At 37.5% G+C, this 21,761-nt stretch carries 18 protein-coding genes; 3 read left to right on the top strand and 15 right to left on the bottom strand.

Annotation, left to right across the window (positions count from 1 at the left end; translation table 11 throughout):
- Positions 1-69: 69 nt before the first annotated feature.
- Positions 70-513, bottom strand: a complete 444-nt coding sequence (locus ACQ2HF_RS14715) for a nuclear transport factor 2 family protein (protein WP_432411178.1) — start codon at positions 511-513, stop codon at positions 70-72.
- Positions 514-962: 449 nt separating this feature from the next.
- Between ACQ2HF_RS14715 and ACQ2HF_RS14710 the strand changes: the two genes are divergently transcribed.
- Positions 963-1,931 (top strand): IS110 family transposase, encoded by a 969-nt coding sequence (locus ACQ2HF_RS14710; protein ID WP_432410405.1) that lies wholly within the window; start codon positions 963-965, stop codon positions 1,929-1,931.
- Positions 1,932-2,071: 140 nt separating this feature from the next.
- Here ACQ2HF_RS14710 and ACQ2HF_RS14705 read toward each other — a convergent pair whose 3' ends face one another.
- The 14 genes from ACQ2HF_RS14705 to ACQ2HF_RS14640 all read right to left on the bottom strand — a co-directional run bounded on the left by ACQ2HF_RS14705 (position 2,072) and on the right by ACQ2HF_RS14640 (position 18,924).
- Positions 2,072-2,314: a hypothetical protein gene (locus ACQ2HF_RS14705; RefSeq protein ID WP_432411177.1), complete on the bottom strand. Its 243-nt coding sequence runs from the start codon at positions 2,312-2,314 to the stop codon at positions 2,072-2,074.
- A gap of 969 nt (positions 2,315-3,283) precedes the next feature.
- The gene (locus tag ACQ2HF_RS14700) at positions 3,284-3,724 is read right to left on the bottom strand and encodes a hypothetical protein (protein ID WP_432411176.1); all 441 of its coding nucleotides are present in this window, start codon (positions 3,722-3,724) and stop codon (positions 3,284-3,286) included.
- A gap of 685 nt (positions 3,725-4,409) precedes the next feature.
- Positions 4,410-5,237: a hypothetical protein gene (locus ACQ2HF_RS14695; protein ID WP_432411175.1), complete on the bottom strand. Its 828-nt coding sequence runs from the start codon at positions 5,235-5,237 to the stop codon at positions 4,410-4,412.
- Between the two features lie 1,106 nt (positions 5,238-6,343).
- Complete coding sequence (locus tag ACQ2HF_RS14690) at positions 6,344-7,048, bottom strand: hypothetical protein (protein WP_432411174.1); 705 nt, start codon at positions 7,046-7,048, stop codon at positions 6,344-6,346.
- A gap of 671 nt (positions 7,049-7,719) precedes the next feature.
- Positions 7,720-8,040: a type II toxin-antitoxin system RelE/ParE family toxin gene (locus ACQ2HF_RS14685; RefSeq protein WP_432411173.1), complete on the bottom strand. Its 321-nt coding sequence runs from the start codon at positions 8,038-8,040 to the stop codon at positions 7,720-7,722.
- The gene (locus tag ACQ2HF_RS14680; RefSeq protein WP_432411172.1) at positions 8,031-8,273 is read right to left on the bottom strand and encodes a hypothetical protein; all 243 of its coding nucleotides are present in this window, start codon (positions 8,271-8,273) and stop codon (positions 8,031-8,033) included. The genes ACQ2HF_RS14685 and ACQ2HF_RS14680 overlap by 10 nt, the downstream gene beginning before the upstream one ends.
- Before the next feature lie 744 nt (positions 8,274-9,017).
- Entirely contained in the window at positions 9,018-9,776 is a 759-nt protein-coding gene (locus ACQ2HF_RS14675; protein ID WP_432411171.1) for a nucleotidyltransferase domain-containing protein, read from the bottom strand.
- Between the two features lie 238 nt (positions 9,777-10,014).
- Complete coding sequence (locus ACQ2HF_RS14670) at positions 10,015-10,599, bottom strand: hypothetical protein (protein ID WP_432411170.1); 585 nt, start codon at positions 10,597-10,599, stop codon at positions 10,015-10,017.
- Between the two features lie 930 nt (positions 10,600-11,529).
- The gene (locus ACQ2HF_RS14665; RefSeq protein WP_432411169.1) at positions 11,530-12,288 is read right to left on the bottom strand and encodes a hypothetical protein; all 759 of its coding nucleotides are present in this window, start codon (positions 12,286-12,288) and stop codon (positions 11,530-11,532) included.
- Between the two features lie 247 nt (positions 12,289-12,535).
- Entirely contained in the window at positions 12,536-13,381 is an 846-nt protein-coding gene (locus ACQ2HF_RS14660) for a hypothetical protein (protein WP_432411168.1), read from the bottom strand.
- 328 nt (positions 13,382-13,709) lie between these two features.
- On the bottom strand, positions 13,710-14,462 hold the full coding sequence (locus ACQ2HF_RS14655) for a hypothetical protein (RefSeq protein WP_432411167.1): 753 nt from the start codon (positions 14,460-14,462) through the stop codon (positions 13,710-13,712).
- A gap of 50 nt (positions 14,463-14,512) precedes the next feature.
- A complete protein-coding gene (locus ACQ2HF_RS14650) occupies positions 14,513-14,788 on the bottom strand; it encodes a hypothetical protein (RefSeq protein WP_432411166.1) in 276 nt (91 codons plus the stop codon).
- Positions 14,789-15,008: 220 nt separating this feature from the next.
- Positions 15,009-16,181 (bottom strand): tyrosine-type recombinase/integrase, encoded by a 1,173-nt coding sequence (locus ACQ2HF_RS14645; protein ID WP_432411165.1) that lies wholly within the window; start codon positions 16,179-16,181, stop codon positions 15,009-15,011.
- Between the two features lie 202 nt (positions 16,182-16,383).
- Positions 16,384-18,924: a DUF559 domain-containing protein gene (locus tag ACQ2HF_RS14640; RefSeq protein WP_432411164.1), complete on the bottom strand. Its 2,541-nt coding sequence runs from the start codon at positions 18,922-18,924 to the stop codon at positions 16,384-16,386.
- A gap of 333 nt (positions 18,925-19,257) precedes the next feature.
- On the opposite strand from ACQ2HF_RS14640, the gene ACQ2HF_RS14635 reads away from it, so the two are divergent.
- Both ACQ2HF_RS14635 and ACQ2HF_RS14630 read left to right on the top strand, forming a co-directional pair.
- Positions 19,258-19,440, top strand: a complete 183-nt coding sequence (locus tag ACQ2HF_RS14635; protein WP_432411163.1) for a hypothetical protein — start codon at positions 19,258-19,260, stop codon at positions 19,438-19,440.
- Positions 19,441-19,516: 76 nt separating this feature from the next.
- Positions 19,517-21,574 (top strand): M1 family metallopeptidase, encoded by a 2,058-nt coding sequence (locus ACQ2HF_RS14630; protein ID WP_432411162.1) that lies wholly within the window; start codon positions 19,517-19,519, stop codon positions 21,572-21,574.
- The last annotated feature ends 187 nt before the right edge of the window (positions 21,575-21,761 follow it).

Raw genomic sequence — 21,761 nt, 5'->3', positions numbered from 1 at the left:
AAAATCCGTAAGAATTTTTGTTAGTAAACTTGCCCAGTAATTAATTTTATACGGTGTTATTTGCTGTATTTAACTTTTGTCCGTTATACTTTTAATTTTCCCACTTTCAAATTCAAATTCCGATTTGCCCTTCAATTCGAGAGTATTACCAGTTTTTAGTCCGTTTGGTAAATCAATCGCTAACGTTGCTGTATAGACAATTTCAACAGAAACCTTCGAATTATCAAATTCCCAAAATTCAATGGTTTGTTTTCTTTTTGTAAAATAGTGCTTCGCAGATTCCGCTTGTTTTTTAAATTCGGTTATACCTTCTGTTCTCAATGCCACATTTCCATTTGAAACATTTTCAAAAATAACATCTTTCGAAAGATTTTTGGTCATTCCAACTATGTCAAAATCATTGTAAGACTTTATATAGTTTTCAATTATGTCCCTTTGTTGTTCTTTCATATCTTTTTTGGTTTGGCAACCTAAAGTCAAAATTAGTATAAGAATCAGCATCCACTTTTTCATGTCAGAGTGTTTTTCTCATATGGCACACAACGGGTTTGCATAGGTTACGGCGGTCTTGAGCGGCTGCATCGGCTGAGCGTTGGAGGCGCAGCGTGCGAACCGTGTCCGCCTCTGGAGGATCAGCTGTGGGCAGTGGCGCCGCCTTCCGGATTTATCCGCTTGTCTAATATACGATTAATAGAAGGAAATATAATTCAGGTAACCATTTGACCGCTGTATTATATGCGGCTTAAGTTTGATTTTTATTAAAATAACTAGATTTAGTTATATAATCAGAAAGAACAAAAGAGAGAATTAAGGTTACTATATGCGGTGAAGCTTTAGACTTCGACAACATTGATAATCCTCTCTCTTTTACTACTTAAATCACGATCAGTTCTATGAGACTTGAGATCTCGTTTTTAAGTTGCTGTGAGTAGAGTAGCTAGTTCTTTCATAAATCAATTCTTATGAATAAATATAATGAAACTTTTGGAGTTGACATTAGTAAAGATGTCTTCGATGTTCACGGGAGCAGTAGTGGCCACAACCAGTTCAAGAATGATGAAAAGGGTTTTAAGACCTTTTTAAAATCGTTACCACAGCAGGCACTGGTCGTTATGGAAGCAACGGGTTATTACCATTACAGGCTCGCACAATTTCTTTACAAAAATGGTGTAGAAGTGTCTGTTGTTAATCCTTTGTCGGTCAAAAGGTTCATACAGATGAAACTGGCTAAAGTAAAGACCGATAAGAGCGATGCAAAAGCCATCTGTGACTATGGTCTTATCAATGATGTCCCGCTTTATAATGCCTTGACAGAAGTCCAGAGCGAATGTTTACAACTCTTTAGGTTGATGGATAGTTACATCAAACATCGTACAGCCACCAAGAACAAAATACACGGTGAAGAAACACTGGGTATACCATCCAAAGCTGTGTTCCGCTCTTTGAAGAGAAACAAAAAGCACCTGGACAAGGAACTCGCAGCCACCGAAGAAAGAATCCTCTCTCTGGTCAAGAAAGAACAACAGCACCAATTGACACTATTAACGAGTATACCTGGAATAGGAATGAAGACGGCATTGTTCTTAATAGTAGTAACCGATGGGTTTTCCAAGTTTGAGAATGCCTCCCAGTTATGTAGTTATGTAGGCATCACACCTACCATACGGGAGTCTGGAAGTAGCGTTAGGGGTCGAAGTAGGATAAGCAAAGTAGGCAACAAAAAGCTGCGAAACCTATTGTTCCTGTGTTCGTTCAATGCCTGCAAACATAATAAAGGGTGTAGGGCAATCTATGAACGCTTGGTCAATAAAGGGAAGAGTAAAAAGCTTGCGTTAATCGCTGTTGCCAACAAGTTATTAAGGCAGGCGTTTGCAATTGCAAAATCAGGACTGCCTTATGACCAAGAATTTGTTTCAGTGTTAAAAAAATAACCTGAGTTACATACAAATGAAAAAGGCAAAAACTTAAATTGAGAAGTTCTTGCCATAGAAAAATAATGTCAAAATTTAAGGAAGAAAATGGTTGTTTTTTACCTCAGTTCTTTGTTAGCCACTGGCACTTCGCTCCAAGATTAATCATCATAATAATCCCAGTATGTTGATGAATTACTATACCAATAAGACGTAGACTTTGAACCTACAAAATAACTGAGCCGAAAAGCATCTTTATGCCTAAAATGTTGGTATGTAAAATAATTCTCGTGATTCGGATTTCGAAACTCATAGTCACTTAAGTTTTCTGGATACTCATCAGTTGCTATTTTTGATAAATAAATATAATTAACTATACTGGAAGCTTCGTCCTTTAGTTCCATTCTTTTATAAGTTAAATAAAATTGGTTCGGGATTATCAATAATCCTATTATAACTAAAATAGACAAGGCAGTTTTCGTTTTATGTTTCAAAAAGTAATAAACTGCGATTATATTCAAGCATACAAGAATAAGGATTATAAAGGCCCAAAGCCATCCCATATTATAATAAGCCATTTGAATAGCTATAATTTCTAAAATAATGGTTAGAAAACCTATCAATATTTGAGGCAATTTTATCATTAGTTATAATTTATTTTTTTGATAAATTCTGATGACCTTTATATCTTATTTTAATTGCTTGTGGCTAACGGGTTTGCATATGATTTGTGGCGATTTTGCGGCTGCGTCGGCTGTGCGTAAATGCGGAGTAGCAACGTGGCGTAGCATTTGGCTGAAGCGTCGGCAGGGCAATGGCGCCGCCCTCCGGATTTTTCGGAGTTGAAAGTTAATAAAAAAATGTGGGAACTTTTAAATCTTGAGAATGTTAGCCATGAATTATATGCGTTGTTACCAAACGAAGCACGCCCCGAACTATCGCGTAAGTCCCAGGTCTCGCAAAACATCAGAAACCACCTCTTGCTAGTTTTCCGCGAGCGCAATTAGTTCATCTGTGGAGGGATTAGTTCAGCCAAAATGTGTGGTGGTTAACGCTAGGATTTATCCGATATTGATTTCGGCTTTCTGAACTTGCGCAATTAAATCAGCCGTTCCTAAAATGTATTGAAAATATCAAAAAGTGCTATGTTTGGTAACGGGTTTGCATATGATACGGCGGGTTTTGAGCGGCAGCATCGGCAGTGCCAACATTTTGCGTCAGCGAAAGTGGGAAGCGCAGCGTGCGAATCAGCCGTGGGCAGTGGCGCCGCCACTACGTAATTATCCGCTGTACCAATTTTTTTATAAAGTTAGGAAATTTAATTAAAGCCGGATGTGACCGCTGGATTATATGCGGTGTTGTAAGCAGTTTTTTTATATTGTTATAATTTCGACGACTTTTAGTTTGTCCATAATCAGTGAATAAATACTTTTCCCATAAATATTATTCTTTTCTTTTTGATTTATAACTATTTCTGAATCTATATCATAACTAATATTTTCTCTGTCAGGAATCATAATACAAATTACTTTACATTTAGACAATTCAATTTTAGAATCTTGCATTTTAGCAGCAAAATCCAATATTTCCTTAATATTTTTATCAATTTCTTTAAAGTAAGATATTTGATAATCAGATATATCCTTATTGTCACAAGGAAAAACAACTTCCGTTTTGTATTCTAAATTTGCAAGATTTATTTTCCCTCGGTAGGCACTTTCCTCCAACTCCGAAGAAAAGATTAATTCACCTATTCCTGGAATAAAATCAGATTTAATTTTTGGCTTGGATTTTAAAAAGTCAAATAATCCCATGAGAATGTTTCTTAAATTGCTTACAACGGGTTTGCATATGATTTGTGGCGAATTTGCGGCTGCGTCGGCTGAGCGTTAAATGCAAGTAGCAACGTGGCGCAGCATTTGGCTTGAGCGTCGGCAGGGCAGTGGCGCCGCCCTCCGGATTATTCGGAGTTGAAAGTTAATCAAAAAATGTGGGAACTTTTAAATCTTGAGAATGTTAGCCATGAATTATATGCGTTGTTACCAAACGAAGCACGCCCCGAACTATCGAGTGAGTCACGGTCTTGCAAAGTATCAGCAACCACTTCCTGGTAATTTTCCGCTAGTGCAATTAATTCTGCCGTGGACAGAATAGTTCAGCCAGAATGAGTGGTGGTTAACGCCAGATGTAGACCGATATTGAAATCAGTTTGTGGACAAGTGCAATTAGTTCAGCCGAACCAAAAATGTATTGAAAATATCAAAAAGTGCTATGTTTGGTAACGGTTTTGCATATGATACGGCGGGTTTTGAGCGGCAGCTTCGGCAGTGCCAACAAAACTGCGTCAGCGGTTTGTGGGAAGCGTCAGCGTGCGAATCAGCCGTGGGCAGTGGCGCCGCCACTACGTAATTATCCGCTGTACCAATTTTTTATAAATTTAGGGAATTTTATTTAAGACGGATGTGACCGCTGTATTATATGCGTTGTTATGCACTGGCTTTATTCCCACCATTCTTTAGTTTTTTTATTCGATTTTTCTCGGACAATTGCTCCATTCGGCACTTGATTTTTCAAAGCAATATCCATCCAACCTTTATTCCAGTATTTTTCTGATACACTAAATTCGCCTGCGCCAATGTCAAAATCTTGGTTGGCATTTGGAACTCTCCAATCAGCCCAATTACAAATCTTTTCTTTTCCAGTTGAGTAGCTTTTCCAAATTCCGATAAATGCGTTGTTTTTATAACTGTCAGAAATTGACTGAATGTCGTCATATTCCATTTCATCTTTTTTATTCAAATACCATTTAGAAAAGAGTTTACCTTTAAAAATTCCGCTGTGCTTTTGTTGGGCATCTTCATTGAATGAATATTCCGCTATAATAATTCCCTGCTTTTTAATTCCTTTATTTTTGTATTCGTTATCAACTCCAAAATGCAATTCCGTAACTTCTTTGATCTTTTTGATAGTTATAGTTCCAAAAAAGTCACAAACCGTTCCCTTGACCATTGATTTCCCGTAAACGTCATAAACATTAGGATTATCAAAGCTTTTATTTATTGAAAGTAGTTTTACTCTGATACGTTGATGGTCTTCACCAATTATTCCGTAAATAATCTCGTTCGGTGTGTTCTTCCAAATATTTGAGAAGTCATATTGCTTTAATTCCTGATGTTGATTTCCAGATTTCAATTCATCTTCCAACAAAAAATCGGATAGGAATTGTTTATCAGATTGGGCAATCGTGATATTGGTAAAAAGTAATAAAGTCCAAATTATAAATCTGTTCACGATGTTTTTTTTAGCTTGTGCATAACGGGTTTGCATATGATTTGTGGCGATTTTGCGGCTGCGTCGGCTGAGCGTTAAATGCAAGTAGCAACGTGGCGTAGCATTTGGCTGAAGCGTCGGCAGGGCAATGGCGCCGCCCTCCGGATTATTCGGAGTTGAAAGTTAATCAAAAAATGTGGGAACTTTTAAATCTTGAGAATGTTAGCCATAAATTATATGCGTTGTTACCAAACGAAGCACGCCCCGAAATTTCGAGTGAGTCACGGTCTTGCAAAGTATCAGCAACCATTTCCTGGTAATTTTCCGCTAGTGCAATTAATTCTACCGTGGAAAGTATAGTTCAGCCAGAATGAATGGTGGTTAACGCCAGATGTAGACCGATATTGAAATCAGTTTGTGGACAAGTGCAATTAGTTCAGCCGTTACAAAAATGTATTGAAAATATCAAAAAGTGCTATGTTTGGTAACGGGTTTGCATATGATTTGTGGCGATTTTGCGGCTGCGTCGGCTGTGCGTAAATGCGGAGTAGCAACGTGGCGTAGCATTTGGCTGAAGCGTCGGCAGGGCAATGGCGCCGCCCTCCGGATTTTTCGGAGTTGAAAGTTAATAAAAAAATGTGGGAACTTTTAAATCTTGAGAATGTTAGCCATGAATTATATGCGTTGTTACCAAACGAAGCACGCCCCGAACTATCGCGTAAGTCCCAGGTCTCGCAAAACATCAGAAACCACCTCTTGCTAGTTTTCCGCGAGCGCAATTAGTTCATCTGTGGAGGGATTAGTTCAGCCAAAATGTGTGGTGGTTAACGCTAGGATTTATCCGATATTGATTTCGGCTTTCTGAACTTGCGCAATTAAATCAGCCGTTCCTAAAATGTATTGAAAATATCAAAAAGTGCTATGTTTGGTAACGGTTTTGCATATGATACGGCGGGTTTTGGGCGGCAGCTTCGGCAGTGCCAACATTTTGCGTCAGCGAAAGTGGGAAGCGCAGCGTGTGAATCAGCCGTGGGCAGTGGCGCCGCCACTACTTATTTATCCGCGCGACCAATTTACGAATATTTGTAGGAAATCCAATTCACTTAACCATTTGACCCGCTGTATTATATGCGTTGTTGCCCATAGTTGTTTCCGCAATATGGCTAAAATATTTCCTTAGCTTTTTCTGTCTTTTCTAATTCTTTTCGTCGCTGTTTATTATAAATTGAATCAAGAATATTTGGTTGGTAAATATTTACATCGACAGTATAATCCGTTCCTTCTTCATCAATTGTAATTAATATCTCTTTAGTACCAATTCTCCAAATTGCGCAGGTATAATCTTTATCATCATCAATTTCGTAACTTTTTGGATAGGGATAAGTTAAATAAGGTTCGGAATATTTTAATTCAATAACTTCTAATATTTTGTCTAATTGGTATCTAACTTCAGTTTCTAATTTTTGATACGGAATTTTAACACCCTTAATTTTAAACATATATAACTTACCGTCCTCGTAATAATCAAATGTTTTTCTTTTGTTAAATTCGTAATTACCAATGTAAGAGCTTGTATATGTTGAGCTCTCAAACCTTTTACGCTGACTTTGTTCAAAAAATTTGGCAACTTTCATTTCGCCAATTTCTTTATTCATTCCGAATTCAATTTCGCCAATGACTTTGTTTTGTTCTGCGTTTGCGATACTATCTCTTATTCGGTCACGATTGATAATCCTATAATTTCCAGCTTTAACTAAGCTGTCCTCAACACGCTGTTCTTCAACCGTCATTTTAGGTTTATTATTACATCCTAATGCAAATAAGCATAGAATTCCAAAGTAACAAATATATTTCATAGGTTTCTTCACAATTATGGGCAACGGTTTTGCATATGATTTGTGGCGTCTTTGCGGCTGCATCGGCTGAAGCGTAAATGCAAGTAGCAACGTGGCGCAGCATTTGGCTTGAGCGTCGGCAGGGCAGTGGCGCCGCCTATCGGTTCTTTCGGATTTGAAAGATAATAAAAAACTGAGGAACTTTAATTATTTACGAATCTAAGCCATAAATTATATGCGTTGTTACCTAACGTAGCACGCCCCGAACCATCGAGCGGGTCACGGAACTCGCAACAAATCAGCTACTTTTCTCACCATTTTTCCCCTAGCGCAATTAAATCCGCCGTGGACGAATTGATTCAGCCAGAATGTTTTTGATGTGAAGCCAGGGTTAATCCGATATTGAGTTCAGCTTTCTGAATTAGCGCAATTAGATCAGCCGTAACAAAAATGTATTGAAACTATCGAAAAGCGCTATGTGAGGTAACGGGTTTGCATATGATACGGCGGGTCTTGAGCGGCAGCATCGGTAGTGCCAACATTTTGCGTCAGCGAAAGTGGGAAGCGCAGCGTGCGAATCAGCCGTGGGCAGTGGCGCCGCCACTACGTATTTATCCGCGTGACTAATTTACGATTAATTGTAGGAAATACAATTCACTTAACCATCAGACCCGCTGTATTATATGCGGTGTTGCCATCTGGCTTTACTGCGTTCGTTTGATTTTTAGAGGGTATTGTCTAACATCGAAAACATCATTTATTTCAATCCGATTTTCCTCTCGATTTACCCAATAAATAATCTTGTAGTTTGTTTTGTAGAGTATATACCGAAATTCAACTTTTCTATTTTTCAGATACTCTTCAACTTGTCCAATTTCAGGTTGATGTGTTAGCTTTAATGGCTCTTCATAAATTCCATCAGCAAGTTTTTTGGCAGTACGATATCCAGCTTTTCTAAGATAATGCTTAAATACCCTGTAAAGTTCGTCTTCTGCGAATTGCGTCCAATAAATTTCTAATTCCATTTATCAATTTTGGTCTTTAAATCGCTCGCTTTTATTAGGCGACCTTTTTTAGAGTCTTCCATTGATTTATCGATTCGGTCGTTGAATTCGTCCATTGTCATTGGTTCTAATTCATCGTTAGATTCAGATTTATTTTTCTTGCGTAAAAGTTTTTCAAGGCTTGAAACTACTTCTTCGCTTTGTACTTTTAGAAACTCTTGTACGAATTCTATTTTTCGTGATTGTAAATCCATTTCGTTTAGCATTTTATCAAAGGTACGGAATTATCAATTTTGAACATAATTTTAATGAAATTACGGATTTTCAAGCTTGATGGCAACGGGTTTGCATATGATTTGTGGCGACTTCGCGGCTGCGTCGGCTGAGCGTTAAATGCAAGTAGCAACGTGGCGCAGCATTTGGCTTGAGCGTCGGCAGGGCAGTGGCGCCGCCCTCCGGATTATTCGGAGTTGAAAGTTAATCAAAAAATGTGGAATTTTTTAAATCTTGAGAATGTTAGCCATGAATTATATGCGTTGTTACCAAACGAAGCACGCCCCGAACTATCGATTGAGTCAAGGTCTTGCAAAGTATCAGCAACCACTTCCTGGTAATTTTCCGCTAGTGCAATTAATTCTGCCGTGGACAGAATAGTTCAGCCAGAATGAGTGGTGGTTAACGCCAGATGTAGACCGATATTGAGATCAGATTGTGGACAAGCGCAATTAGTTCAGCCGAACCAAAAATGTATTGAAAATATCAAAAAGTGCTATGTTTGGTAACGGTTTTGCATATGATACGGCGGGTTTTGAGCGGCAGCTTCGGCAGTGCCAACATTTTGCGTCAGCGAAAGTGGGAAGCGCAGCGTGCGAATCAGCCGAGGGCAGTGGCGCCGCCACTACGTGTTTATCCGCGTGACCAATTTACGATTATTTGTAGGAAATCCAATTCACTTAACTATCAACCCGCTGTATTATATGCGTTGTTGTGCAACGTACTTATCCGTAATATTTATTTTTCAGTTCGAAACTATAATCTCTCAAAATAGCTTTTAATTTATCTGGATTGTTTGATTTGTCAGGAATATTTTTGTCCAATTCTTGAGCATATTTTTTAATCGTTTCAAGGATTAATGGTTTTTTATCACTTTCGACATCTTCCTTTTCCGTTTTACTTTTTTTCTTTTCGAGACTGTCTTTCGCAATTTTAATCACGTCATTTTCGTGCTCAAATTGATCAAATAATTTGTCAATTAGCAATTCAGGAATAATTTTTCTTGTTGCTAACTCTGCCGATAGTAATCCACGAATACAATAGAAAGCAGTTTTATAAGTAAACTTTTTGTCCGTTTCCATTAAATTTATATTGCCTTTTGCAAGTGATAAATAATGATAATAAAGTGCTTTGAAATCAAAATTTTTAACAATCCGCTGTTGGGTTTCTTTCCATTCTGGCAAATTGTTGAAATATATTATATGCGCTCTTATCCATTCGAATACTGTTGGATTGCTTTTTGCCAAAAGTCCGAACATTTTGTCAATATCATAAGAAACGAAATCAAAATCGCCGTCCATTATTTCGATTAAATCTCGGTGTTTTTTGAAGTCGAAATATTGTTCTTTTGACTGAAGATGAAATCCGCGAACATCATAATCGCTATCGGGACTTGCAATTCCCCAAAGTCGGCTACCGCTTTCTACATAGAAAAGTGGATGTTCAGTTCTTTCTTTAAATAGTGATGTGATTTCTTCGGTCATTTTGTTTTTTAAGTATGTTGCACAACAGGTTTGCATATGATACGGCGGGTCTTGAGCGGCAGCATCGGCAGTGCCAACATTTTGCGTCAGCGAAAGTGGGAAGCGCAGCGTGCGAATCAGCCGTGGGCAGTGGCGCCGCCACTACGTGATTATCCGCGTGACTAATTTACAATTAATTGTAGGAAATACAATTCACTTAACCATTAGACCGCTGTATTATATGCGGTGTTGGCAAAAGTTAATAATCAGTTGTAAATTCAAATGATTCAAAAAATTTTCTGGTTGCCTTGTTAAATGGTGTGCTATCATCCTGTGATGTAAGGACTTGTAATAAATAATAAGTTGAGTCTACTGTGATTAATCGATAAGTTGCAACACTATTACTTTCATTAATTTTGAATTGCATTTCTCTACCTTTTCGCCCAACAAAGTCAATTACTTTATCATAAGTTGCATAGTTTCCAGTAATAACAGTAAAGTGCTCTTTTTGCAATAAATAGAAATCATTTAAATCAAATTCATCTTTATTTAATTCTTCAAAATGGACATAGGATACTGAATATCCAAAATTCAATTTACTTATTGAATCTTGAAGATTAATTTTCATCGCATTACTTTTTCTTTTGATATTTTCATTATCAAAATAATCGCTAGCTTGTCTTTTAATTTCTGTTGTCGGAAATTCAATTGTAAAGGCTTGATTTGAAGATTGGAACTTACTCCATTCGTTATTTGGATTGTCGATAATTGGACTTTTGTTCTCTCTTTTGGTTTGACAACTTGTTATTAATAAAACTAAAAATATATAAGTTATGTTCTTCATTTAATTTTTGCCAACGGGTTTGCATATGATACGGCGGGTTTTGAGCGGCTGCTTCGGCAGTGCCAACATTTTGCGTCAGCGAAAGTGGGAAGCGCAGCGTGCGAATCAGCCGTGGGTAGTGGCGCCGCCACTACGTATTTATCCGCTGTACCATTTTTTTATAAAGTTAGGAAATTTAATTTAAGCCGAATGTAACCGCTGTATTATATGCGTTGTTACCTGCAGTGTGATCGAGTTTTTCATTATTCTACTGTAAATCAGCTTAGTGTTGAAAACTCTGTTGACAACTATGAATCATTTATTTATTATTTAGAATCATTCTATCTATATTTGTATATCAAGTTCTTTTACAATTAAGAAAAAACTTTAAAGCCAATAAGGACCTTTTTCATTGTTTAGTATTGACCTCGTTCAATGCTATGATTCGCTCAAGCCGCAGGAACCTGCACTTGAATATAAGCCGCCTTACGGCACTTAGGCAAAGAATGTACAAGTTGTTTTAGAAAATTATCCCGCCTCAAGTCCAATGGGGAGATGGGTTTTGATTCGTTAGCTTAGCGGCTAATGATTCCGCGACTGTAGTAGTACTCAGGCGCATTATCTTTAAGTCGGGCAAGAGACTGCCCAAAGATATTTACTTATAAGGAATTGAAAGCGTCGAAGGAGCTCCTCGGCGCTTTCTTTGTTTAATAGCATTGCAGGTAACGGGTTTGCATATGATACGGCGGGTCTTGAGCGGCAGCTTCGGCAGTGCCAACATTTTGCGTCAGCGAAAGTGGGAAGCGCAGCGTGCGAATCAGCCGTGGGCAGTGGCGCCGCCACTACGTAATTATCCGCTGTACTAATTTTTTTATAAATTTAGGGAAATTAATTTAAGACGAGTGTGACCCGCTGTATTATATGCGTTGTTACCCATAGGCTTTCCCCGTTTTATTTTAACTGAAAATGTATATGATCATCGTGCCTTACTGCCTGACAACCATGAAATCTTACTTTTCCACTTGTTAAATTCAGTCGTTTCTTCAAATGCGGTTCGATGAACAATTTACCTATATCTTCTTGTTCTAAAATCAATTTAGCCAATTCTCGTGTTGCGCTTTCCGAAAATTCAATCTCTTTATTGATTGTTCCTAAAGTCAAATATTTAGGAAAGTCGTACTGCCAATTTCCTCGTTCTTTACAAATCACAGTTTGGTTATATTCATTAGCGTTAGGTTTTTCGTAAACTCCATATCCACTTATTGAAGGTTTCTCGTTTGAAAGATTTCCGTTTGAATACTTATAAATTAACGAAACATCAATTTTTTTTCCATCGTTATGGCTTAAGTGGGGCAGTAGTGGAAATTTTTCAAGAAAGGGGAAATTTGCATCAAGGTAGATTAATTTTAAACCATAATTATTTCGTTGGAGTTCAATTGAAATATCTTGAATAATAGAATTTAATTCTGGTTTTACATAATTTCTATTCGCTAGCTTGTAGAAAAACGAATGTGCTTCCAAAAATTCCGATTCCTTAATTTTTTCTCGACCGAAAATCGGTGCAACATATGGTACAACCAAAAAAGTTGTCAGTAGGTAGAGGCCTGCGAATATTCCAAAACGTTTTAGTCGTTTTCTATTTGCAGTTTGCTTAATCAGTAGGATTGAAATCAAATAGACTATTCCTCCAATTTGTGTGATTACAGTCAAAAAGACAAAAATTAAAATGTGCAGAAGGATTTTCAATTGTCTGTAAAGCTTATGGGTAACGGTATTGTATATGAAAAGTAGCGCTGAAAATAAGCGATAATTTTTCGGATTAAATACAAGCCGAATTTTTAAATTTTATTAATTATTTTATTTTTGGGAATTTGTCAAATTTAAAAATTTGGCGACTTCCTGAAAATGCCCGAACCTTTGTGTTAGCAATGACTCGCGCTATTTTTTATATACGTTGTTAGCCACTGGCTTTTCCATTCAGACTTTCAACTAAATCGTATTTTTTAGATAATTTTTTCTTTTGTCCTTTTCTATGAAACTTATCTATTTGTTCTTTTATTCCGTCAAAATCATAATTTCTACCTACAATGTATTCATCTTTTTTTACTTTCTCAACGTGTCTGTCTTCTAATAAAAAAGTCCAAAATTGGTCAATTCTATTATGTACTAAATAGTTTTCTTTAAACCATTCAAATAGTATTTGATGTTTTAGGAATTTCTCAGGTATTTTTTTTCCTTCACAATCTTTAATCGCCATTGATAAAATCGCATAATAGCTAGCTGCAATTGCGAATTTAGCAGTAACCCAAATTTGGTTCTCTGCTGAAGGAACATCTGCAAAAACCCCTTCCTCAAAATATCCGATTTCTGCTAAACCTTGTATTTGTCCGTGAATAATTTCACTATAAAATTCGTATAGATGAGTTGGTAGTAAGAGTTGATTGTTTTTGAGTTCATTTCTTATGTTTCCATCCAAAAAAATTTTGTCTTTGGGGTTTTTCAACCAAATATTAAACAAATTTGGATTAAGCGAACAAAGAAGTAATAAATTCAATCTAGATATTAAAATTCTACAAATCGATAACGAGTCCGCATAACATTTACTTTGAGTAAGTAAATCAATAGATTTTGCAGACTGTGCATTTGATTTTAATTGAAACAAAGATGCTACATCAAATTTCAAACGCCATTCATTGTTTTCAGGTATTTTAGGAACAGAAGTAACTAAACTGAAATAGGCATTTAGAACTACGTAAAATTCATCTCTATTCGAAAATTCTTTGGAAGTCCAGTAATCAGCCATTGGAATTCCATTAACTTTCTCAAAAAATAAAGCACCTCTTAATATTTCCGGAATGCTCTCTTCTGGAATTTCATTTTCTATTAATATGTCGAATTTTTCTTCTATGATGATAGTTTTTTCAGCTTGTGGCTAACGGTTTTGTATATGGCTCGTAGCGTCTAAATTAGCGATAACTATTCGGTTAAGCACGAGCCGAATTTTTTAATTTTCTTATTACCTTCTTTAATCAATAAGCCAAATTAAAAAATTTGGCGGACTTGCAAATATACCTTAACTTCGATTAAGCAACTGTTTAGCTATGAGATATATACGTTGTTACCACACGTTTTTATTTCGGTAAATGGTACAGTTGTATTGCTAATTTTAATTCTCTATTTTTATCTCCGTTGATATGAAATCGGTAGTTGAACCAATTTTCATCAGTATTATTTTCATAGCTTAAATAATTCTCGTGATTTTCTGTGCTCGTCCTAACTTTTTCTAAAATTGAACTGAAATCTTGTTGTCTAACAAACATTATTACAGAAGCTTTTGTATCTCTCCAGGTCAGGTAATTTAACAATTGTGAAATTGTACTTAAATAACCTTTTTCTCCACTCCAAAATTTACATTCAGCTATGAAGATGGCAGAACTATCGTATCTTAGTTGAATATCCGTTTTCCCTGATTTATTAAATGTTTCTCCGCTCGCACTTCCAAGTTCAAAGTTTGGGTCTAAAGTCATTAGAATATGGTCTCGTAAATCTTCTTCGCCTTTTCCTTTGTATACACTTGGCATTCTCTCAAAATTCTTACCAACGTCATTTATAAGTTTTAAAATATGTCGGTAACTTTCTTCATTCAAAGTTGGCTCTGGTTTAAATCCTTTTTCTGTCACTACTGGTTTGCTAATTTTTATTTTTTCCTTCAGTTGTGGTTTAGGCACAGAAAAAGTATTCGTAGTAGAATTTTTTCTTTTTAAAGGAACTCCCAAAGAAGACATTAAGCTGTTTTTGTTCAGTAGTGCGTTTTTACGCTTACTAAAAACACTATTTAAGGCAGATTTAAGGGAATTATTAAATTTTTCGATATCAGATATCAAGCTGTCATAATTACTTCTAATCCCTCTGACTTCGCTATCAAATCGTTTTTTTATGCAGGTCCATCGTTATCGAAATTTATAAATTCTGTTGAAATTGAATCACTATTGACTTTGAAATCTCCACCACCACCAAGATAGAAAGTCGAAGCTGGACTATAATTTAGTAAGTCAACGTTTCCGCTAACTGGAATAAAAAATTGAATTATTTCTTTTTTGATTTTATCAACTCCAAATCTATCGTATCTGGCTGAAAAGTATTCCATTGGAATATCATCTTCATAACTATCTGCATAAACGTCTTCATAGTTAATTATTGGTATTTCCATTTGATTTGAATTAGCCAAATGTTCCAAGTATTCAGTTGGATTTACGTTCAAAATATAGTTCTCGGTTTCACTTTCGATTGTTTGAGAAAGCCGTTGGAAAATCGAACGAAATTTTTCATCAATTCTACCTGTGCCGAATATTTTTGAATGGTTTGAATGTCTGTACATTGGTTTTTCTCAAATGTGTGGTAACGGGTTATATACACACAAATATAGACGTTTATCCGCTAAAATTATCCGAAAACGGGAGTTTTAATAACTCTTTATCCCGCTTCGCAAGGCTCTGTAATGCCGTATCCAAAGGACTCTGAATCTGTAATAGATCCTTTCTGGCTACATGCGTATAGATCATAGTAGTCTCCGGTTTTGAATGCCCTAATAGATCCTGTACATACCGCAAACCAACCCCATTTTCAATTAAATGGGTCGCGTAGCTATGCCGTAACGTATGGGGCGTAATATTTTTTCTAATACCAGCCGCTTTGCCATACCTTTTTATAAATTGACGGATGCTCCCAGCACTATAAGGCCCACCCGTAGGGTTTTCTATAAAATACTGCTTAGGCCGGTAGGTCAAATAATAATTTTTTAGCAGCCCTATAAATCCTTCAGCCAGCACAACCACTCGGTCTTTCCTGCCTTTTCCTTGCTTTACTACAAGTTGCTTACGGTCTATATCTATCATATGTAATTCTAAAGAGATTAATTCGCCAATACGTAAACCACTGCTATACAATAATGCTAGCGCAGCCCTGTGTTTTAAATTTTTTGCTACCCGTAATAATTCCAGTACCTCTTCAGTACTTAACACAGTAGGAAGGTACTTAGATTTATAAGGTCTTTGTAGGGCATCTATGTCAATCTTGCTGTCTAATTGTAAGGTGGCAAAATGCTTTATAGCACTAATCAATTGTCTATGTGTACTTATTTTATAGTTTTTAACTCGTACCTGCTGCTCAACAAAAAGCCGCACATCTTCATTCGTTACTTCGGTCAAAAGTTTTTGGTGTAAAAACAAGAAAAAGTTACTTATAAAAACACTGTAAGTCTCCACCGTACTTTTACTAAGGCGCAATCCAACTAGATAATTTCTATATACTTCTATAGGTTTTAAAATAAAATGAGTGCCTTGCTCGATAACAGGAACAGGAATTTTTATACTGGATTGGGTGAGGGCAGGATCTTTGGTAACAGTGATACCTTTTGCCAAAATTGCACGCTCAAGTGCTTCCAGGTTCCAGTTTTTTGTAAACACATAAAAGCATTTGTGGGTAGCCGTATAGCGTACGTATTGCAGCTCTTTAATCAGTTCTTTTAAGGATACCTCATAAGCAAACAAAATAGCATAGCAAGCTTCCCCGCCGTGGGTAAGGGGTTTAATAGTGACAGTCACAGTCAAAAAAATTAATAGGGGAGCCTTGTAAAGATAAAAAAACAGGGCTTATAAAACACATTCTTTTTTATATATGCTGAAACTTAAAATTGAAAACCCCGTTTAATTAGTAAGTACGTTGAATAAAAAACGTATGCTACAAACTATAGAATAAAAATTAATTTTCACTCACAACTCACAACTCACAACTCACAACTCACAACTAACTTATATAATTCCATATATTCTTAAACTTCACCAATTGCGCAAAAGTGCTTTTAATAGGGTGGTTTTCTGAAGCTGAAAGGGTAGGGTCTGCTTTTAGGGTTTGTAAAGCGTAGCTACGTGCTATTTTAAGGATTTCGGTGTCTTTAATGATATCTGCAATACGAAGGTTGAGAACACCACTTTGTTGAGTGCCCATAAGATCTCCCGGGCCACGAAGTTTTAGATCTACTTCGCTTATTTCAAAACCGTCGCTGGTGCGGACCATGGTTTCCAGGCGTGTTTTGGCGTCTGCACTTAGCTTATGGCTGGTCATGAGTATGCAATAGCTCTGTTCTGCGCCACGTCCTACACGACCCCGGAGCTGATGGAGCTGGGAAAGACCAAAACGTTCGGCGCTTTCTACAATCATTACCGAAGCATTCGGGACGTTTACACCCACTTCAATTACAGTAGTGGCCACCATAATTTGCGTTTCGCCGCGAACAAAACGATCCATCTCATAGTCTTTATCGGCTGGTTTCATTTGGCCGTGAACGATAGAGATTTGGTAGGTGGGCTGCGGAAAGTCACGTACAATACTTTCATACCCGTCCATTAAATCTTTATAATCCAGCGCTTCACTTTCCTGAATTAACGGATACACCACATAAATTTGCCGTCCTTTTTCAATTTCATCACGGATAAAACGGAACACTTTTAGTCTGTTGGAATCATAGCGATGCACGGTGGTAATTTCTTTTCGGCCCGGTGGAAGTTCGTCAATAACACTTATATCCAGATCTCCGTACACACTCATCGCGAGGGTGCGGGGAATAGGGGTGGCGGTCATTACTAAAATGTGTGGAGGTATAGCCCCTCCAACCTCCCCGGAGGGGAGGCTTTTTAATGTATTTTCTATAATTTGTAACGTTCCGTCTATATTGCCTATTACTTCTTCATTAGTAAATCTTATTACTTTAAATTTTAATTCTCTTAAAATTTCAGTTCTTAATGCATCAGCTTCCTTTTGCTCTGGGTGGTTGTGATAACCACCATCTACTTCAAGGACCAGTCTTTTTTCAAGACAGACAAAATCGACTATAAATTCGTCAATAATATGATGTCTTCTAAACTTATAACCAATTTTTTTAGTTCTTAGGCATTCCCATAATATTGCTTCCGCCTGCGTGGATTGCTTTTTGTTTTTTTGCTGCAGTTCTTTCAGTAATTTATAAGCAGAGGGTCGCGCTGTCATATACTTTTTACGCACTGTTTGAGCTTCCTCCCTTAGGGAGGATTGAGGTGGGCTTCCTTTGTGCCATAATTTGCTGCGTTGGGCGACGCCAAAACGGTGTTGCTCGTCTATAATCGCAAGCCCTAAATTCTTAAATTTCACCTTGTCTTCCAGCAAAGCATGAGTACCAATTAAGAGTTGTAATTCGCCACTTTCAAGATTTTTATGAATTTCTCTTCGTTGTGAAGTAGTACTTGATCCAGTTAGCAATGAAACACTGATATTCATTTTGTTACACAATTCAAATAAGTCGGTGTAGTGCTGTACTGACAAAATTTCAGTAGGCGCCATTAAGCAGGCCTGAAAACCGTTGTCAAGTGCCAGTAGCATTGACATAAATGCTACAATGGTCTTCCCCGAACCTACATCTCCCTGCAACAAGCGGTTCATTTGTGCATTGCTGCCTAGATCTGCTCTAATTTCTTTTAAAACGCGCTTCTGTGCTTCGGTTAAATTGAAGGGTAAATGCTCTTTAAAAAAGCTATTAAAATTGTTGCCCACCACGTTAAAAGGATGGCCTTTAATTTTGGCTTTATGGAGCATATTCTTCCGCAGTAATTGTAGCTGAATATAGAAAAGTTCTTCAAATTTTAACCGGTATTGAGCCCTCGCTAATAGTTCGGCACTTTGTGGAAAATGAATGTTGAACAAGGCTTCATTTTTGGGAAGCAACTTAAGCGCTTGCAAAATTGGTGCAGCTATACTTTCAGCAAAAGCATTTTTTGTTTCCGTAAATAATTGTTGCATCAAGGTATTAATTACCTTGTTTGTAATGCCGCTATTTCCCAGCTTTTCGGTAGAAGGATATATGGGTTGCATGGCAGAACGCAGACTTTTTTCGTGTTCTGTGAGTAGCTCCATTTCGGGATGTGGCATAGAAAAGGTACCGTTAAACCAATTGGTTTTTCCGAAAATAACATACGGTGTATTCAGCTTTAAGTTTTCCCGAATCCATTTATGCCCACGAAACCACACCAGCTCCATCACACCCGTTTCATCCCGAAAGCTTGCCACAAGGCGCTTCCCGCGTTTTTGCTCCACAGTTTTAAGGTGTGTGATTTTACCAACTACCTGTACTTCAGCATTCGACTGTTGCAATTGCCCAACTTTATAGTACTGCGTACGGTCCAGATAGCGGTTGGGATAGAGATTGAGCAGATCCTGAAACGTATGAATTCCCAGCTCTTTTTTAAGCAAATCGGCACGGTTAGGGCCAACACCTTTGAGGTAATCTATAGGAGTTTGCAGGAAATTGGGTTTCATTAGTAATAGTCATTTCGACGCAGGAGAAATCACATACATCGCTGAGGCTAAAATTAAAATAATCTAAAGAATTAAGATAGGTTATCAAGTAAGAATTTGATTTCGGTTTCAAAAGTCCCCCTTCCGAATTTCAGCAATATTAGTTTTGTAATAAAATTTACATTGTTAGGCTGAAATCCACCCCGCAATACATACGGGGCAGGCTCTTCCCCCGAATCGCGTAACAAACATCTCCAGATTTGTTGGATATCTTTAGCCGCTGGGGGAAGGAGCTAAAAGTGTTAGATTTTTTTCGATTTCATTTTTTCGATTTCAGAATTACTATCTTTACGTATGGAAATTTCCTTCAGAACAGAAGAAGAAAGCAATAAGGCACAAGAAGCGGCGTTTTTGGCGTTAACTCCTAGGGAACGCTTTTATGCTTTTTTTGATATGATTCGCTGGCACCAACAATTGCCAAATGAGCAACCAGAAAAGCCTTCTAAAAATTTTATACTGAAATTACCACGTGATTGAAAATTGGAACAAAGATCTGCTCGATATTCAAGTGCTACAGTGCATCTGTGCTACTGAAAAATAATAATACACCCCCATGAAGTTTTTTTCTATTTTCGTTTTTCTACTTTCTACGTTCGCCTATTCCCAACAAACCGATGTGGTCGATTTCACTAAGATTTCAGCATTGGTCGAGCCTGATATTACTTCGGAAATGGTTAATGGAAATGTTCGAGTTGCTTTTTTAGTAAAAAAAGACACAGATAGCGTTTCTCTGGACGCGATTAAAATGAAACTTTCTGAAATAGATTTTAAAACGGGGAACGTTTCAGTTACAGATGACAAAATATGGTTTACGGCAAAATTTCAAAAAGGAAACACGTATACCGCTTCCTTCAAATACGAAGCTATTCCCAAACAAACCCTCTACTTCACAGGAGATCAAATCTGGACGCAAGGGCAGGGCAAGTACACCTCTCACTGGCTGCCAAGTATTGATGATATGAACGATAAGATTGAGTTCGATTTAACCATTATAGCTCCAAACGGTAGACGGGTTATTGCAAATGGAGTATTAAAAAATAGCGAGAGTTTAGGCGATGCTACTCGTTTTTCATTCGACATGCAAAAACCCATGTCCAGTTACTTAGTAGCCTTTGCCATCGGCGATTTTCAGAAAAAAGAACTTACCTCTAAAAGCGGTATCCCAATTGAATTGTACCTCTCCACCAAAGACACCGCAAATTTTGAACCTACCTACCGCCATACCAAAGAGATTTTCGATTTTTTAGAAGCTGAAATCGGCGTGCCGTATCCGTGGCAGAATTATAAACAAGTGCCCGTCCGCGATTTTTTATACGCAGGCATGGAAAACACCACCTGCACCTTATTTTCTGAAGCTTTTGTTGTGGACGACATAGGTTTTAACGATCGAAATTATATAAACGTAAACGCACACGAGCTCGCGCATCAATGGTTTGGAAATCTGGTAACCGAAACTTCTGGAACGCATCATTGGCTGCAGGAAGGCTTCGCTACGTATTTTGCGTTGTTAGCAGAACGCGAAATTTTTGGCGACGACTATTATTACTGGAAGCTTTACCAAAGCGCAGAGCAATTGAAGGCGTTAAGCGATGAAGGCAAAGGACAATCTTTGTTAGACCCCAAGGCAAGCTCCTTAATTTTTTACGAAAAAGGCGCCTGGGCTTTGCATCTCTTGAAAGAACAAATAGGTGAGGAAGCGTTTAAAAATGCAGTGGCTTCCTATTTAAAAAAATATAAGTTTAAAAACGTGTCAACAGAAGATTTTGTGAACCAGGTAAAGGCAGTTACAGGAACCGATATAGCTGCCTGGGAAAAAGACTGGTTGCAACAAACCGCTTTTAAAGCTGAGCAAGCCTTTAATTCGTTGCTGAAATCGCAGTTCATCAATACCTATTTTGAAGTGGCTAGGTTGGCTGGTATTCCGTTAGCAGAGAAGAAAATTCCATTAACCACGGCACTTACCTTTCCAGACGACTATATAGGGCAGGAAGCAATTTCGCAATTGGCAGGAGAGCCCTTGGAGCAATCCATTGCTTTGTACCGAAAGGGTTTTGAAAGTAATAACCTCTTTGTGCGGCAGGCCATCGCTTTATCCGCTACAGAAATTCCAATGAGTTTAAAGTCTGAATTTGAAAGCTTATTGGAGGACGACAGTTACATCACCCAGGAAGCTGCGCTCTATTTAGTATGCCTTAATTTTCCAGAAGATATTGCAACCTATCTCAACAAAATGGATGGGGTGCTAGGATTTCAGGATAAAAACATTCGGTTAGTATGGTTGGCATTGGCTATAGTGTCTTCAGAATATAGAGTTTCGGAAAAAGAAAACTTTAAAGAAGAGTTAAGAAACTACACTTCTCCCGACTATAGTTTCGAGATTAGACAGAAAGCTTTTCAGTATATCAATCAATTAGGCTATTACAATGAAATGGTTGTTGATAATCTAATAAATGCTTCAGTACATCATAACTGGCGTTTCAGAAGTGCTTCCAGAGCCTTGTTGGATGAAGTTTTAAAGAAACCTGATGTAAAGAAGCCGGTACAAAAACGATTGAAATCTTTTTCAGCTAAAGAAGAAGCGTATCTTACACGAATCTTTGCCGACACCTAATGCGTTGGAAGGGAGGGCTTACTAAGTTTTTTTAACTTTGAAGAACCAAGAACCAAGAACCAAGTTTCTAAATAAAACAGCACAAGGGCTCCTTCCCAAGAAAAGGAAGGTGGTTCGCCGAAGGGAACCGGAAGGGTTAACCATAGCGGAGCGCTTGATACAGCGAACCCTTTCTTAATAAACTATA

Source organism: Rasiella sp. SM2506 (assembly GCF_050859505.1).
Lineage (GTDB): Bacteria > Bacteroidota > Bacteroidia > Flavobacteriales > Flavobacteriaceae > Marinirhabdus.
Note: the sequence above shows the minus strand (reverse complement) of the source record. Positions and strands in the feature narration are given on the sequence as shown.

Bases quoted from the DNA above. Each gene is read 5' to 3' on its own strand.
- ACQ2HF_RS14680 (WP_432411172.1), bottom strand. From the start codon at position 8,273: ATGGATTTACAATCACGAAAAATAGAATTCGTACAAGAGTTTCTAAAA.
- ACQ2HF_RS14635 (WP_432411163.1), top strand. From the start codon at position 19,258: ATGGAAATTTCCTTCAGAACAGAAGAAGAAAGCAATAAGGCACAAGAA.
- ACQ2HF_RS14710 (WP_432410405.1), top strand. From the start codon at position 963: ATGAATAAATATAATGAAACTTTTGGAGTTGACATTAGTAAAGATGTC.
- ACQ2HF_RS14630 (WP_432411162.1), top strand. From the start codon at position 19,517: ATGAAGTTTTTTTCTATTTTCGTTTTTCTACTTTCTACGTTCGCCTAT.
- ACQ2HF_RS14670 (WP_432411170.1), bottom strand. From the start codon at position 10,599: ATGAAGAACATAACTTATATATTTTTAGTTTTATTAATAACAAGTTGT.
- ACQ2HF_RS14700 (WP_432411176.1), bottom strand. From the start codon at position 3,724: ATGGGATTATTTGACTTTTTAAAATCCAAGCCAAAAATTAAATCTGAT.
- ACQ2HF_RS14675 (WP_432411171.1), bottom strand. From the start codon at position 9,776: ATGACCGAAGAAATCACATCACTATTTAAAGAAAGAACTGAACATCCA.
- ACQ2HF_RS14695 (WP_432411175.1), bottom strand. From the start codon at position 5,237: ATGCAAACCCGTTATGCACAAGCTAAAAAAAACATCGTGAACAGATTT.
- ACQ2HF_RS14705 (WP_432411177.1), bottom strand. From the start codon at position 2,314: ATGGAACTAAAGGACGAAGCTTCCAGTATAGTTAATTATATTTATTTA.
- ACQ2HF_RS14660 (WP_432411168.1), bottom strand. From the start codon at position 13,381: ATGGCTGATTACTGGACTTCCAAAGAATTTTCGAATAGAGATGAATTT.
- ACQ2HF_RS14685 (WP_432411173.1), bottom strand. From the start codon at position 8,040: ATGGAATTAGAAATTTATTGGACGCAATTCGCAGAAGACGAACTTTAC.
- ACQ2HF_RS14640 (WP_432411164.1), bottom strand. From the start codon at position 18,924: ATGAAACCCAATTTCCTGCAAACTCCTATAGATTACCTCAAAGGTGTT.
- ACQ2HF_RS14650 (WP_432411166.1), bottom strand. From the start codon at position 14,788: ATGGAAATACCAATAATTAACTATGAAGACGTTTATGCAGATAGTTAT.
- ACQ2HF_RS14715 (WP_432411178.1), bottom strand. From the start codon at position 513: ATGAAAAAGTGGATGCTGATTCTTATACTAATTTTGACTTTAGGTTGC.